Origin of the sequence: Vreelandella zhanjiangensis DSM 21076 (assembly GCF_000377665.1) — a bacterium.
Taxonomy (GTDB): domain Bacteria; phylum Pseudomonadota; class Gammaproteobacteria; order Pseudomonadales; family Halomonadaceae; genus Vreelandella; species Vreelandella zhanjiangensis.
Genome location: NZ_KB898652.1, coordinates 255,342 through 268,529 on the forward strand (window position 1 = coordinate 255,342; position 13,188 = coordinate 268,529).

The window sequence follows — 13,188 nt, forward strand, 5'->3', positions numbered from 1 at the left end:
CCCGTTTTCATGCTCTCCTTATGAGAAAGCACTTATCCAGTAAATCCATAGGCGTGATGGCCTATCCCATAAACTGGCCGCCGTTGATATCGATATTGGCGCCAGTGATGAATCCAGACTCTTTATCGGCCAAGAAGCACACTAACCGGCCAATTTCCTCAGGCTTACCATAGCGTTTTACCGGAATCGTTTCGCGAATGGCTTCGCGGACCGTCTCTGGAATTTGCATGATCATATCGGTCGCAATATAGCCCGGCGATATGGTGTTTACCGTAATGCCTTTGGTCGCGGTTTCCTGCGCCAGCGACATGGTTAAACCGTGCATGCCCGCCTTAGCGGCTGCGTAGTTAACCTGACCAAACTGACCTTTCCGACCGTTAATAGACGAGATATTGATAATTCGACCATAGCCGTTTTCAAGCATCATCTCGATCACGCTGCGGCAGGTATTAAAGACGCTGTTAAGATTGGTATCGATGACCTGGTACCACTGATCGTAGGCCATCTTCTTCATTGTGCCATCGCGGGTAATGCCAGCACAGTTAACCAACACGCTGATGGGGCCGTGTTTTTCGTGGATCTCACGAGCGGCTTCCAAACATGCATTATGGTCCGATAGATCAACCCCTAACGTTGTAATATTTTGATAACCGGCAGCTTGCTGGGTTTCCAGCCAGGTTTTGGCTTTCTCGGGATTGTTATACCCCGCTACCACCAGATAACCTGCATCCGCCAACGAATGGCAAATTGCCGTACCGATTCCACCAGTTCCACCAGTTACCCAGGCGACGGGGGCTTGATTGGCCATTGACTACCTCCCTGATATGACAAATGGCTTGGACTGTAAGTACTGTTATGGTGTCGCAAACCATTTCGAATAAGCGCTAAGCGCTTGTATCACTAACAGCACGTCGCTTTACTTATCAGACGACCTACTGACAGTAAGCTTTTTGTTATGGCTTTTGAAAGCATAGCTTTACTCTTTGTATATTGCAGCACTATGAATATCAGCCTTATGTGAGTAGTTTTCTAGCTAGGGTTGACTTATCTAAAAAAATCCGTAGAATACGCCTCACGTTGATGCGGGGTGGAGCAGTCTGGTAGCTCGTCGGGCTCATAACCCGAAGGTCATCGGTTCAAATCCGGTCCCCGCTACCAATATTTATCAGAGAAGCCGTTACCGAAAGGTAGCGGCTTTTTTGTGTCTATATGATTTGAGAAAATCACGTAGTACGCGGACTCAGCCAACCATAACCCGAAGGTCATCGGTTCGCTTTTGTTTCAACGTCGGCGGTCCCCGCTACCAATATTTATCAGAGAAGCCGTTACCGAAAGGTAACGGCTTTTTTGTGCCTGTCGTTTATTAGCAGTACAAATTGTTCTAATCTGTTGGCTCAATCATTCAACGGATATGAAAGATGAAAAAAACAGCCATCGCTCTCACCCTGTTTGGCATTCTGGGCAGTCAGACCGTTTGGGCTCAGCAACAAGAGTGTTCAACGCCTGCCCTGATGTCCGCAAGCCAGGATATTCAAAACCAGGTTGAAGCGTTTGCCCATGCTCAAGAGCAGCAAGGCGTCGCGGTCGATGAAGTAATGTACGAGATGCAGCAGGTCATGGTGAATGCTGACGTTGAAGCCACCCTTGCCAAGCATGTGGACGAGCTTGAGCAGATGGAACCCAGCTCTGAGCACGAGCCTTCCCAAGCGTTATGCGATGACATGTACGCCATGTATGAGCGTATGGAAACTGAGATTACTGAACGTCAATAAGTACCAACCTTTCAAGCGTTGCATGCTAAACGCGATCTAGCGTGCAACGCCTGTCCACTTTGCCTTGCCTTCCTCTACTGCTTGGATATCAACGATTAGCTGCATTGCGGCTTGAATATGCACGCCTCTGCCTGCATATCATCAGATAACCTTCTTTTTACGCGATGTAGAGCTTACCCATGTCGATTATTGATCCCCGTACCGGCAATCCGCTTACTGTGGAGCCCGCGAGCACCGGCGATACCCAGGCAAGTGCTGAGCGTCCAGCGGTTACCGCTGAAGAAGTCATCATTGAGCTAAACGCTGGCAATATTCAGCAGGTACTCGAAGCCTCCATGCAGGTGCCGGTACTTATGTGCTGCTATTCCCCCGCCGATGATAGCAGCAGCAAACTTGCAACGATTCTGGAAAAGCTGGCGATTGAATACGCGGGGGCCTTTTTATTAGGGAAGCTGGATGCCCAGGCCAATCCAGAGATATCAGCCCAGCTGGGCGTGCGCTCGGTACCCGATGTTAAGTTGATCAGCCAAGGTGGGCTGGTCGATAGCTTGCAGGGATCACAGCCCGAGAAAGAAGTTCGTGCATGGCTCAGCCGCTACTTCCCGGCCCCCGCGGAAGCCCCGCCTAGTCCAGAAGAAGAAGCCGAAGCGGCGCTTCAGGAAGGCGATGTGGCCACTGCTCGCGACATCTACCAGAACCTGGTAACCCAATACCCCGAGCACTATGCCTATCAGGTAGCTTTTGCTCGCGTCCTGGTGGCTGAAAAGCGTGGAGATGAAGCGCGCAGCGTGCTGGATAACCTGCCGCCCGAAGAGCGTGATGCGCCTGCTGCCCGCGGCGTCCGTGCGAGCATTGAGTTCAGCGAACGAGCGCTTTCAGCAGAAGATATCGCCGCTTTAGGCGAGCGCGACGATAGCGAAGCACAATTTCAGCGCGCCCTGCGCCAGGTGGCCGATGGCCAGTACGACGCCGGCCTTGAAGCGCTGCTGACGCTCATGAAGCGTGACCGTGCGTATAACGACGACGCGGCGCGTAAAACGCTGCTGCAGGTGTTTGATGCGCTAGGCGCCGATCATCCGCTGACCGTCGCCTACCGCCGCAAGCTGTTTGCTCTGCTGTATTAATCGCTAGGCCTTTAACAGCTTATCCATCCGCACTAACGCGGCGTCCAGCTGGGACGCCGTGGTACCAAAGTTAAGTCGCAAAAAGCCGGGGCAGCCAAACGCTGCCCCGTCAGACAGCGCAACCCCCGCCTGCTCCTTGAGCGTTTGATAGGGCGTGTCGCCCAACCCCGCCTCGCGCATATCCAACCAGGCTAAATAGGTGGCTTCCGGTTTGCTTAACGTCACCCCCGGCCAGCCTGCAACGTGTGCTTCAAGCGTCGCGCGATGCTGACGCAGCACTTCCAGCAGCGCTTGGCGCCAGGGCTCTCCTTCGCGATAAGCCGCCTCAGCCGCCACCAGTCCCAAAACGTTCACATCAGGCAGTAGCCCTTTGCAGGCAGCGGCAAACCGCTTGCGCACTTCAGGGTCAGGGATCACCGCACAGGCGCTGGTTAAACCTGCCAAGTTAAAGGTTTTAGATGGCGCCCATAGGGTAATCGTACGCTTGGCGAGCTCAGGAAACATGGCCGCCAGCGGGCGATGCCGGGCATCTTTGTCCAGCAGCAAGTCACAGTGAAGCTCGTCCGAGACCACCCACAAATCGTGCTGTTCAACCAGCTTTGCCAGCGGCGCCAGCTCTTCATGGCGCCAGACACGCCCTGTCGGGTTATGCGGATGGCACCAGAGCAACAGGCGCGTCTTGGGCGTAATGGCCGCTTCTATAGCGGCCATATCCAACTGCCACGACTCGCCAGGGCCTTTAGGTTCGGTCAACATTGCTTGCTGGGGTAGCCGGCCAGTGCGCTCGGCTACCGCCAGGAAAGGTGGGTAAATAGGCGTCATCGTCAATACGCCATCGCCTGGCTGGGTTAACGCGAGCGTCGCGAAATGTAGCGCCGGCACCACCCCCGGCAGCCACTTCTGCCACTCAGGTTGGATAGTCCAGTCGTAGTGCGAAGCACTCCACTGACACAGCGTTTCTGTTAACGTAGCGGGCACTTCACCATAGCCATAAACACCGTGGGCAACCCGGTTCTGGAGTGCTTCAATAACCGCCGGCGGCGAGCGAAAATCCATATCGGCGACCCACAGCGGCAGCACCTCACCACTGTAACGGTGCCATTTTTGTGACGAGAAGCCGCCTTCGGGGTGGCGTCGCTCGATTGGCGTGGCAAAATCAAAGGCCATACAGGTCTCACTCATTGATAAAGGATTGGTAACGAGCATGCCGCAAGATGACTTTTATACCAAGGTGCGCGCAGGATTACCGGCACTATTGCGGCAGTGGCAAGCGCTTGGTCAAGCCGATGCTGATCAGTTAGCGCTCATCCTGGCGGAAACCGCTCGGGTTGCCAAACTGGGCACGCCGGACACGACGCCCGATGGGGCGATGCTTAAATACTGGAGCCAGACTCTGGAGGGCGACATTCCGCTTTGGGCACCGCGTACCGCGGTATTTTTACTCAATCAAATGCCTGCCAAACCCATGCCTCAAAGTGATGCAGAAGCCTGCGCCTGGGCGTATTGCTGGCTGCGCAACCGTACGTTCAGCACTTTAGAGGACGCTCATACTGCGCTTCCCGCTCACCTTCAAGAGCCGCTAAAAAGCGCTTTGGAAGCTGCCTGGCGCGACCAGCAGGGGCTGCGCCTAGTATAAAAATGGAAACATCAGCGCTTGGGCCGACGGGATTTGGGCTTGAAGCCTGCTGGCTTGTTGGAAAGCCATTCGACGAAATGGCGTACCTCTTCACTCGCCAGCAGCGCCTCGCGGCTGGCAAACTGATCGGCCAGCTCGCGCTCGCTATAGAGTCTGTGAATATGCCGATGGCAGGCGTGGCAGAGCCATAAAATGGCGGTCAGCCGCTCTTCGCGCGAGTAGCGCTTTCGGTAGCGCGGTTTGTTGTGCAGCGCTCGTGGAATCAGGTGGTGCTTGGTCAACGATGCAGCGCGCGTGCAAAGCTCGCACCGCTCGGGCCTTGGCGGGGGCGAAAGCGTATGTCCTGGTGGGGAAGCAACATCCACGACGACTCTGCTCTCCTGGGTTGGGTGGCTGCAAAATAACTCAAACAGTATTTAATCAATTATAAGGATAGTCATTTATGCTGGAAGTTCCGATTAGCTGGCAGCTTGCCAAGGGCATGGTTTCTGTCGCTATGGTGCTGGGCCTGGGAGTAGTGGCAGTACGGGTAAGCCCACGGGTGGCGGGGCTTTTGGCGGGCTATCCGCTGGGCACGGCACTGGCGCTTTTCTTTATCGGCCTGGAGATCTCGCCGCTGTTCGCCGCCGAAAGCGCTGTGCATACGCTGGCCGGTTTTACCGCCACCATGGCGCTGGGGGCGGGCTACTGGCTATGCGGGCGCAAGCCCGGGTTACGGGGGCTTTTGGCCGGCACCACTGGTGGCTTTATCGCCTGGTTTTGCGTCAGCCTGGTACTGGCTCAGTTCGATTTCACACGGCTGACGGGTACGCTGGTAACGCTTTGCGCCATTGTGCTGTTCAGTTGGCTCTTCCGACGTATACCGGACAGCGTCGCCACCACGCGGGCGCCTTTCTCGTGGGGTGCGCTGTGTGTACGTGCCCTGCTGGCCACGCTTATCGTGTTCGCGATCACCACGCTTGCTCACTGGGTGCCGTCCGCCTGGGCGGGAACGCTGGCGGCCTTTCCGATCACCATGCTGCCTTTCCTGCTGATTCTACATTTGAGCCAAGGGCCTGCACCGACTGCCACGGTCATCAAGCACTACCCTATGGGTCTCGGCTCGCTGCTGTGCTACGCCCTATGCGTATCCTTCACCTATGAAAGCTGGGGACTTGCCCTGGGTACGCTGGCAGGCTTTAGCGTAGCGACGCTATGGCTTATTGGCTGGATGCAGGGGCAGCGCTGGTGGGCATCTAGGCGTGAGACACAGGGCCAAGCCACTTGACCAAGCGCTTGCTAGGGGCAATCCTGAAGGCTGACCAATAACAAGGCGACCACTATGTTCACCCGCACGATTGAGCCTGCTTTTTATGATACCGATGCGCTAGGCCATATTAATAATACGCGCCTGCCCGCCTGGTTTGAGCTGGCCCGCAATGATCTGTTCAAGCTTTTTACGCCGGATCTGGATCCTAAACAGTGGCGCTTGATTATGGCGCGCATGGAAATCGACTACCGTGCTGAACTGTTTTACGGTCATGACATCGAATTACGCACCTACTTGACGCGTTTGGGTAATAGCTCATTCACGGTAACTCAGGAAGCTCGCCAGCACGGTACGTTGACTAATCTCGGCCATACCGTGATGGTACAGTACGATCATCAGGCTAAGTGCGCCGTGCCTATTGAAGGCAAGCTGCGCGACGCCTTGTCAGCCCATTTACAAGATGCGCCCGCCTGACGCACTGCCCCGCTGGACGGGGCTACCAGGAGCACAGCATGGCCATTCGCTATAATCTCTGGCTAGACCCGGACAATACCGCGCAGCATCGCGCTGTCGAAGCGGATCTTGAACACTATTTCATGGAACGCTTTGCGGACTATCCGCATATCCGCTTGTTCGGGGCTGACCCTTACGATTATGATGCCCCGTTTAATCGCCTTTATGACGTGCTGATGGCACGAGCCGCCGAGTATTGCGAGCGGACATGGTGCTATGTAGCGTCCCCTGAGCAGCTGAATCGCTGCTTTTTCCGTGCTGTTGGCCGCTCCAATAAATTTGTTCAAGACGACCGTTCCTGAGAGACCAACCTGATGGTGATTCGCACCAACCTAGCGCCCGATGAGCGCCAGCTAGCTATTATTACCCAGCAGCTAGGCCGCGCACCGCGCGGTATCGAAGCCGTCGCCGCGACCGATAGCCAAGGAACACCGCTGGTGCTGCGTATGGCGCCTATCGTGGATGACAAGCCCTTTCCTACGCTGTACTGGCTATGTTCTGACGTGCTGAAAGTGGAGATTTCCCGCATTGAAGCCGTAGGGGTTATCAAATCACTCGAACAGCGCTTGCAGGATGAGCCTGCCTTTCTGGAAAGCTACCAGCAAAGCCACCGCGACTACGTCAAAGCCCGCTGGGACTATATGAGTGACGCCCAGCGTGCCGAGGTTACCCGGCTGGGTTACACCGACGTGCTTACCGAACGCGGCATTGGCGGTATCAGCAACTGGCAGCAGGTGCGCTGCCTGCACACCCAGTACGCCCATCATCTATGTGGCGACAACGTTATTGGCCAGTGGATGGACGAGCACCATCAGATCGATCGTTTTATCCTGTAAAGCGCCATTCAATATTCGTTTAAGGAACCCGATTAATGTCCCGTATTTGCGTTTATCTTGGTTCGCGTGAAGGCAGCCGTCCGATTTTTCGTCAAGCCGCCCAGGCACTGGGGACAGCACTGGCCGAGCGAGGCCATACGCTGGTCTATGGTGGTGCGCGGATCGGCCTGATGGGTGAGCTTGCCAATGCAGCGCTAGAAGCCGGGGGGAGCGTTATCGGCGTGATGCCGGATCATCTGGTGGAGCGTGAGCAGGCCCACTTTGGGCTTACCGAGCTTATCCGCGTTGCCAATATGCATGAGCGTAAAGCCACCATGGCGGCTAACGCCGATGCGTTTATCGCCATGCCGGGCGGCATTGGAACGTTTGAAGAGCTGTTTGAAATCTGGACGTGGGGCTATCTGGGCCTGCATGAAAAGCCCATGGGCCTGCTAAATATCGATGATTTTTATGGGCCGCTTTTAACATTTTTGGACAGCACCGTAGCCAACGGCTTTTTAGCCCAGACAACGCGTGACATGCTGCAGGATGCGCAAACCGCACAAGCGCTACTCAGTGCACTGGATATACGCCTATAGGCTTTTATAAACCTGCTTGAAACAGCGTTAGCGCTCTGTCAGCAGGCGGGTACGCTGGTAGGTAAGCTGTAACAGGCGGGCGTCTTCACCGGCGCGATGGCGATTAATATCGCGCTCGGCAATCATGCTCTCTTTGGTATGGCTCCAAAGGGCTTGTTGCTCTTCGCTTAGCAAAATCCGCAGCGCTTCAAGTCGAAAGCGTGGCAGCATGCCGGCATGATGAAAAAGCAGCGACAGCCAGGTGTTATCGTACCCCCAACTGTCGCTATAAGCCTTACCCAAACGGCTTAGCTCATCGTTAAGCCATTGGGCGACTTGCTGTACAGGATGCCCCTCTGCGAGCAGACGATCACGCGAGATCCCGTGCAAAAGCTCAGCTTTTGGGTCCCAGTGGGTCCACTCTTCCAGCGGCTGAATAAGAAACGCGCAGCAGCTTCCGTCAGCACGCGCGATACCGACTTCTATCGGATAACTGCCACGCCCGAATCCGGACGCTTCAATATCTAGTACGGTAGGTAGCGTCTCGGACACTGACTTCCTCATTCAATCATTACGCATAGTGATCGCTCAACGGCCCCTTACGCGACGGCGGCATCGTTAAGCGGCTGACGATCCGCCAGGCGCTGCCAATAAGCGGCCTGCCCGGCGTCTACGGCTAAGCCTAGCTCACCCAACCGGTAGGCACAGGCTAACCGCTCAGCGGCCAGGTAATGTCCCGCCTGGGCGGCGCGGGCATACCAGGTTACCGCATAGTCTTCACGACGCGGATACTGCGCACAGCCATGCTCGTAGATTTGCGCTACCTGAAACTGCGACTTTACGTCGCCAGACTGAGCGGCTTCTACGACATAACGCGCGCCCCGCGCTTTATCCTGCGGCGAAAGGCTGCTATGAAACAGCATATGGCCGTAAACGGATAGCGCATCCGGATGTCCTGCATCAGCGCAGCGCTTGAACAGTCGCATGGTAAGGCGCTGTGTACGCTTGGAACGCGGAAGCAACCAACGGTTTTGAAAAAGCCGTTCGGCTAAGCGAAATTCTAATCGAGTAAACAAAGATGATGCCTGCGGCATGGCAAACCACCCTGCCAATTTGTTGAGACCTTGATTAGCGATCACTACATCATTTGACTGCCAACCAAACGAGAAACCGGCCTTTAGCCGGTCGATGGGCTGGCAAGCATACGCCTGCCTTTGCGACGACTCAACCCCATTGATTTGCTGCTTTTAAATTGCCTCGCTAACATGCCTGTCACACATCACCATTCATCATGATAATAAACGCCTATTTGGCGGCAATTTTCGCCTTAGCGAGGAGATAAAAATGCAAACGCGCCCACTTGGCAGAACGGGAATTGAGGTCAGTCGCCTCTGCCTAGGTACGATGACGTTTGGCGAGCAAAACAGCGAAGCAGAGGCTCACGAACAGCTGGATCGCGCTGTCGCTTTCGGTATCAACTTTATCGATACCGCTGAAATGTACCCTGTGCCACCCAAGGCGGAGACCCAGGGCTTAACCGAAACGTATATCGGCAGCTGGCTGAAACAGCGTGGTGCACGCGATGACGTCATCATTGCGACCAAGGCAGTGGGCCCGGGCCCTGAGCATATCCGGGGCGGCCCGCGCATGACGCGCGAGCATATTCATCAGGCAATCGACGATAGCCTTAAGCGTTTACAGACAGACTATGTCGACCTTTATCAGCTGCACTGGCCGGATCGCAACACCAATTTTTTCGGCAAGCTGGGCTACACCCATCAGGACCAAGAAGATGCCACACCGCTTGAAGAGACGCTTTCTGCGCTTAAAGAGCTGGTCGACGCTGGCAAGGTACGATCGATTGGCCTGTCCAACGATACGCCGTGGGGCGTGATGCGCTCGCTTTATCTGGCTGAGAAAATGAATTTGCCACGCGTGGCATCAGTACAAAACCCCTACAACCTGCTTAACCGTTCGTTTGAAGTCGGCTTGGCGGAAATCGCCCACCGCGAAGATGTTGGCTTATTGGCCTACTCGCCGCTGGGCTTTGGCGTGCTCTCCGGCAAGTACCTGAACGGTGCTTGGCCTGAAAAAGGTCGCCTGACGCTTTATGAGCGCTTTAAGCGCTATACCTCGCCCGAAGCAGAAGCAGCCACACAAGCGTACGTTGATTTGGCCCGCGAGCACGATCTCGACCCGGCCCAGATGGCGCTGTCATTCATCAACTCACGCAGCTTCCTGACCAGTAATATCATTGGTGCAACTACCCTTGACCAGCTGGAAAGCAATCTGGCCAGTGAGAGCCTCAAGCTTGACGACGAAGTGCTGGATGCCATCGACGATATCCACCGCCGGATGCCCAACCCCTGCCCTTGAGCCTTGGATAAGTCCTTGAACCTTGGATAAGTATAGTGACGCTATGAAGGCGATAGCCTCGGCCAACGCCGAGGCTTGATATACTAGTGGCCATACATTTGTTATTAGATTTTTGCATCGGCTGAAGGAGCTCACCTTGCTAAGCGTTATTTCGCCAGCCAAGACGCTGGATTTTGAAACGCCCTCTACGACTAAGCGCGTTACGCAGCCCGACTTTCTCAACGAAAGCCAATCGCTGATTGATATTCTGCGTGATTACTCACCCCAGCAGATCAGCGCGCTGATGGGTATCAGCGATAAGCTGGCTGGCCTCAATGCGGCCCGCTTTGCTGAGTGGGAGCCGCCATTTTCGCTTGAGAATGCGAAACCCGCCGCCCAGGCGTTTCAGGGCGATGTTTACACCGGGCTGGAAGCTGAAACGTTCAGCGATGCGGATAACCGTTTTGCTCAGCAGCATCTGCGCATTCTCTCAGGCCTGTATGGCTTGCTGAGACCGCTGGATCTGATCCAGGCTTACCGATTGGAGATGGGTACCAAACTGCCTAACCAGGCAGGCAAGGATTTATACGCCTACTGGAAGCCTACCCTCACTAAAGCGCTTGATGACGCTATTACACAAAGCGGCTCTAAGGCCTTGGTCAACCTGGCCTCCAACGAATACTTTAAAGCGGTAGATGCCAAGCAGCTTGATGCGCGCATTATTACACCGGTGTTTAAAGATGAGAAAAACGGCACGTTTAAAATCATCAGCTTTTACGCCAAAAAAGCACGCGGGTTGATGAGCGCCTGGATCATTAACCAGAAAATTAATGACCCTGACGAGCTTAAAGGCTTTAACGTTGCAGGCTATCGCTTTGATGCTGCCTCTTCTGAAGGCGATACGCTCGTCTTTACCCGCAAAGAAGCCGATCGCTAAACGAAAGCTGACCTTTAGCTAAAAAAATGTGACGACGCGCGAGGAACGGGGCTTTAGAAGGCGCTGATGCACGTCCTTAAACAGTGCGTTATCACAGCGGTGAAGCCACTCGTAGGCCACCATATCCGACGTCACAGCGATTGCACCGTGGGCACAGGCACGCTCGCGGGCAAGGCGCGCTTCATCACGGCGGCGGCTGGCCGTTGCTTCGCTTAGCCAATATACGTTATAGCCTGCCTCAAGCAGTCCAAGTGCGCTCTGAAGCACGCAGATGTGGGCTTCCGTCCCACAGATCACTACTTGCTGCACTGACTGGGCCTTTAACGTCTGGGCGAATTCGGGCTCTTCCATCGCGCTGAAATGGTGCTTTTGCCAAACCTGGTGCTCACCCAACTCGCTTAATAAGCCAGACGCCGTCCCCCCCAACTTTTCAGGATACTGTTCGGTAAGCCATACAGGCACGTCTAACGCTTCGGCTACTTTTGCAAGCCAGGCGGCTTCTTCAATTACTTTTACGCCATCATCAATAACGGGCAGTAAGCCTGCTTGAAAATCGACCATTAGTAATAGGCTACGATCTCGTTGTAGGCGCACGCTTCCCCCTTATTCTTTGTGTTTATTAGTGCTATTAAGATAGCCCATTCTAACCGCCCAGGCGCTAAACTAGCCGTTCAATACTTTCTACACGCTCAGTACGTTGAGCTTAGGTTCTTGATGGCTTTTAATCATTGGAGATTGCCATGTTACGACAACTGTTTGTCATGCTGCTGGTCAGCGTTATGGGGTTTAGCGTTGCGGTAGAGCATGCTGAAGCGCGCCGTATGGGCGGAGGCGGCAATGTGGGCAGTATGTCCCGCTCTGCGGATCGCCCAGCTAGCACACCCAGTACACAACAGGCTCAAGGTGGTCAACAGGGCCAAGCAGGTGCTGCGGCAGCACGTAGAGGTGGAATGGGCGGCATAATGGGGGGCCTATTGGCCGGTGGATTAATTGCTGCGCTGTTTTTTGGCGGCGCCTTTGATGAGCTAAGAATGATGGATCTGCTCATGGTGGTGGGCATTGCCGTGCTGGCGATGATCGCCTTCCGCGCCTTTATTCGCCAGCGCCGCCCGGCGCACGCTTCCGAATCCAACTATCAGCGTACGCAGCACGTGCCATCAACACCTGCCGCTGGCTCAGCTGGGGCCTCCCCGGGTAGTTTAGCGAGCAGCCTGCAAAGTACGCCCGCCTGGTTTGATAAAGAGCAGTTTTTAAACGGCGCGAAAGAGCATTTTATGATCCTTCAGCGCGCCTGGGACAATAACGACTTTAGCCAGATCCAGGAATATGTTACTCCCGAGCTCTATAACCTGTTACGTACAGAGCGTGCTCAGCATCCGGCCAATAATCGTACAGAGATCGTACGGCTGTTTGCCGAGCTGGGGGATATCAATGAGTACGATGGCCATGCAGAGGCCAGCGTAATCTTCCACGGCATTATCGAAGAGAACGGACAGCAGACTGAGTTTAACGAATCCTGGCACTTGACCCGCACAATGCGTGACCAGGCTCCCTGGTATGTACAGGGTATTGAACAAAACCCAGGCGCTTAAAATCAACATAAGACGATACAAAAGACCAAGCAAAACGGCCGCTATTAGCGGCCGTTTTGCTTGCTAGGCAATACCCTAGCTAAATATTTTACAATCAACGCGTTGGATTAATTTTCAGCAGCATCTTCGATACTCTCGCCCGCATTCTCAATGCTTTCGCCAGCGCTTTCCATGCTGTTATCAATGCTCTCACCTGCTTCTTCAGCAGGCCCCTGGTTATCACAGGCAGCCAGACCGCCCGCGAGCAGTGCCATCAATACCGCAGCTGATAACTTCTTAACCAATTGTCCATTCATCTTGTTTCTCCTCCTGAGATAGCGCGTGAAGTGCTCTTCCATCAATGTACCGAACCATTTTAAAGACAACAGCACGGTATCACCACCCATATCAGGGTAGCTGCTTGCAAACGAAAAGCGTAAATAGTAAGTTCCAGGCAAAAAAAAAATCCCCCGAGGCGCGAGCCCCGGGGGATTTTTTACAATAAGTGCCTGACGATGACCTACTCTCGCATGGGGAGACCCCACACTACCATCGGCGCTAAGCGGTTTCACTACTGAGTTCGGCAAGGGATCAGGTGGTTCACGCTCGCTATGGTCGTCAGGCGTAACTGTCAATGT

Annotated in this window: 17 protein-coding genes, 1 tRNA gene and 1 rRNA gene; 12 read left to right on the plus strand and 7 right to left on the minus strand. The window is 54.6% G+C overall.

Annotation, left to right across the window (positions count from 1 at the left end):
* Positions 1-61 precede the first annotated feature (61 nt).
* Positions 62-808 (minus strand): acetoacetyl-CoA reductase, encoded by a 747-nt coding sequence (gene phbB, locus D467_RS0114935; protein WP_018918338.1) that lies wholly within the window; start codon positions 806-808, stop codon positions 62-64.
* 273 nt (positions 809-1,081) lie between these two features.
* On the opposite strand from phbB, the gene D467_RS0114940 reads away from it, so the two are divergent.
* The 3 genes from D467_RS0114940 to D467_RS0114950 all read left to right on the plus strand — a co-directional run bounded on the left by D467_RS0114940 (position 1,082) and on the right by D467_RS0114950 (position 2,896).
* Positions 1,082-1,158: transfer RNA gene (locus D467_RS0114940), tRNA-Met, on the plus strand.
* Between the two features lie 260 nt (positions 1,159-1,418).
* Positions 1,419-1,772 (plus strand): hypothetical protein, encoded by a 354-nt coding sequence (locus tag D467_RS0114945; protein ID WP_018918339.1) that lies wholly within the window; start codon positions 1,419-1,421, stop codon positions 1,770-1,772.
* Between the two features lie 179 nt (positions 1,773-1,951).
* On the plus strand, positions 1,952-2,896 hold the full coding sequence (locus D467_RS0114950) for a co-chaperone YbbN (RefSeq protein WP_018918340.1): 945 nt from the start codon (positions 1,952-1,954) through the stop codon (positions 2,894-2,896).
* Between the two features lie 3 nt (positions 2,897-2,899).
* Here D467_RS0114950 and D467_RS0114955 read toward each other — a convergent pair whose 3' ends face one another.
* A complete protein-coding gene (locus D467_RS0114955; protein WP_018918341.1) occupies positions 2,900-4,063 on the minus strand; it encodes a MalY/PatB family protein in 1,164 nt (387 codons plus the stop codon).
* A gap of 37 nt (positions 4,064-4,100) precedes the next feature.
* On the opposite strand from D467_RS0114955, the gene D467_RS0114960 reads away from it, so the two are divergent.
* Complete coding sequence (locus tag D467_RS0114960; RefSeq protein WP_018918342.1) at positions 4,101-4,532, plus strand: hypothetical protein; 432 nt, start codon at positions 4,101-4,103, stop codon at positions 4,530-4,532.
* Positions 4,533-4,543: 11 nt separating this feature from the next.
* Here D467_RS0114960 and D467_RS0114965 read toward each other — a convergent pair whose 3' ends face one another.
* On the minus strand, positions 4,544-4,897 hold the full coding sequence (locus D467_RS0114965; protein ID WP_026285787.1) for a hypothetical protein: 354 nt from the start codon (positions 4,895-4,897) through the stop codon (positions 4,544-4,546).
* Between the two features lie 77 nt (positions 4,898-4,974).
* Between D467_RS0114965 and D467_RS0114970 the strand changes: the two genes are divergently transcribed.
* Genes D467_RS0114970 through D467_RS0114990 form a run of 5 tightly spaced genes read left to right on the plus strand, consistent with a single transcriptional unit; the run spans position 4,975 to position 7,708 of the window.
* Positions 4,975-5,799, plus strand: coding sequence for a hypothetical protein (locus D467_RS0114970; RefSeq protein WP_018918344.1), 825 nt, complete (start codon positions 4,975-4,977; stop codon positions 5,797-5,799).
* Between the two features lie 54 nt (positions 5,800-5,853).
* Complete coding sequence (locus tag D467_RS0114975) at positions 5,854-6,255, plus strand: acyl-CoA thioesterase (RefSeq protein WP_018918345.1); 402 nt, start codon at positions 5,854-5,856, stop codon at positions 6,253-6,255.
* A 38-nt stretch (positions 6,256-6,293) separates the two neighbouring features.
* Entirely contained in the window at positions 6,294-6,596 is a 303-nt protein-coding gene (locus D467_RS0114980) for a hypothetical protein (protein WP_018918346.1), read from the plus strand.
* A gap of 12 nt (positions 6,597-6,608) precedes the next feature.
* The gene (locus D467_RS0114985; protein WP_018918347.1) at positions 6,609-7,130 is read left to right on the plus strand and encodes a DUF501 domain-containing protein; all 522 of its coding nucleotides are present in this window, start codon (positions 6,609-6,611) and stop codon (positions 7,128-7,130) included.
* Positions 7,131-7,165: 35 nt separating this feature from the next.
* Complete coding sequence (locus D467_RS0114990) at positions 7,166-7,708, plus strand: LOG family protein (RefSeq protein WP_018918348.1); 543 nt, start codon at positions 7,166-7,168, stop codon at positions 7,706-7,708.
* Positions 7,709-7,735: 27 nt separating this feature from the next.
* Here the strand turns inward: D467_RS0114990 and D467_RS0114995 are convergent, their stop codons facing one another.
* Positions 7,736-8,239: a hypothetical protein gene (locus D467_RS0114995; RefSeq protein WP_018918349.1), complete on the minus strand. Its 504-nt coding sequence runs from the start codon at positions 8,237-8,239 to the stop codon at positions 7,736-7,738.
* 47 nt (positions 8,240-8,286) lie between these two features.
* On the minus strand, positions 8,287-8,781 hold the full coding sequence (locus D467_RS0115000; protein ID WP_018918350.1) for a tetratricopeptide repeat protein: 495 nt from the start codon (positions 8,779-8,781) through the stop codon (positions 8,287-8,289).
* A 250-nt stretch (positions 8,782-9,031) separates the two neighbouring features.
* Here D467_RS0115000 and D467_RS0115005 point away from each other — a divergent pair, with 250 nt between their 5' ends.
* Together D467_RS0115005 and yaaA are read left to right on the plus strand one after the other, a co-directional pair.
* Positions 9,032-10,063: an NADP(H)-dependent aldo-keto reductase gene (locus tag D467_RS0115005; protein ID WP_018918351.1), complete on the plus strand. Its 1,032-nt coding sequence runs from the start codon at positions 9,032-9,034 to the stop codon at positions 10,061-10,063.
* A 136-nt stretch (positions 10,064-10,199) separates the two neighbouring features.
* Entirely contained in the window at positions 10,200-10,979 is a 780-nt protein-coding gene (gene yaaA, locus D467_RS0115010; RefSeq protein ID WP_018918352.1) for a peroxide stress protein YaaA, read from the plus strand.
* 18 nt (positions 10,980-10,997) lie between these two features.
* On the opposite strand, the gene D467_RS0115015 is transcribed toward yaaA, so the two are convergent.
* The gene (locus D467_RS0115015) at positions 10,998-11,540 is read right to left on the minus strand and encodes an isochorismatase family protein (protein WP_018918353.1); all 543 of its coding nucleotides are present in this window, start codon (positions 11,538-11,540) and stop codon (positions 10,998-11,000) included.
* Between the two features lie 179 nt (positions 11,541-11,719).
* Between D467_RS0115015 and D467_RS0115020 the strand changes: the two genes are divergently transcribed.
* On the plus strand, positions 11,720-12,571 hold the full coding sequence (locus D467_RS0115020; protein ID WP_018918354.1) for a Tim44 domain-containing protein: 852 nt from the start codon (positions 11,720-11,722) through the stop codon (positions 12,569-12,571).
* Positions 12,572-13,057: 486 nt separating this feature from the next.
* On the opposite strand, the gene rrf is transcribed toward D467_RS0115020, so the two are convergent.
* Positions 13,058-13,173, minus strand: a 5S ribosomal RNA gene (rrf, locus tag D467_RS0115030).
* Between the last annotated feature and the right edge of the window lie 15 nt (positions 13,174-13,188).

What these genes read in the sequence shown, in the direction of transcription:
- D467_RS0114955 (WP_018918341.1), bottom strand. Translation starts at nt 4,063, where the DNA reads ATGGCCTTTGATTTTGCCACGCCAATCGAGCGACGCCACCCCGAAGGC.
- D467_RS0114960 (WP_018918342.1), top strand. Translation starts at nt 4,101, where the DNA reads ATGCCGCAAGATGACTTTTATACCAAGGTGCGCGCAGGATTACCGGCA.
- D467_RS0114945 (WP_018918339.1), top strand. Translation starts at nt 1,419, where the DNA reads ATGAAAAAAACAGCCATCGCTCTCACCCTGTTTGGCATTCTGGGCAGT.
- D467_RS0114975 (WP_018918345.1), top strand. Translation starts at nt 5,854, where the DNA reads ATGTTCACCCGCACGATTGAGCCTGCTTTTTATGATACCGATGCGCTA.
- D467_RS0114990 (WP_018918348.1), top strand. Translation starts at nt 7,166, where the DNA reads ATGTCCCGTATTTGCGTTTATCTTGGTTCGCGTGAAGGCAGCCGTCCG.
- D467_RS0114950 (WP_018918340.1), top strand. Translation starts at nt 1,952, where the DNA reads ATGTCGATTATTGATCCCCGTACCGGCAATCCGCTTACTGTGGAGCCC.
- D467_RS0115005 (WP_018918351.1), top strand. Translation starts at nt 9,032, where the DNA reads ATGCAAACGCGCCCACTTGGCAGAACGGGAATTGAGGTCAGTCGCCTC.
- D467_RS0115015 (WP_018918353.1), bottom strand. Translation starts at nt 11,540, where the DNA reads ATGGTCGATTTTCAAGCAGGCTTACTGCCCGTTATTGATGATGGCGTA.
- D467_RS0114980 (WP_018918346.1), top strand. Translation starts at nt 6,294, where the DNA reads ATGGCCATTCGCTATAATCTCTGGCTAGACCCGGACAATACCGCGCAG.
- D467_RS0115000 (WP_018918350.1), bottom strand. Translation starts at nt 8,781, where the DNA reads ATGCCGCAGGCATCATCTTTGTTTACTCGATTAGAATTTCGCTTAGCC.
- D467_RS0114985 (WP_018918347.1), top strand. Translation starts at nt 6,609, where the DNA reads ATGGTGATTCGCACCAACCTAGCGCCCGATGAGCGCCAGCTAGCTATT.
- D467_RS0114970 (WP_018918344.1), top strand. Translation starts at nt 4,975, where the DNA reads ATGCTGGAAGTTCCGATTAGCTGGCAGCTTGCCAAGGGCATGGTTTCT.
- phbB (WP_018918338.1), bottom strand. Translation starts at nt 808, where the DNA reads ATGGCCAATCAAGCCCCCGTCGCCTGGGTAACTGGTGGAACTGGTGGA.
- D467_RS0115020 (WP_018918354.1), top strand. Translation starts at nt 11,720, where the DNA reads ATGTTACGACAACTGTTTGTCATGCTGCTGGTCAGCGTTATGGGGTTT.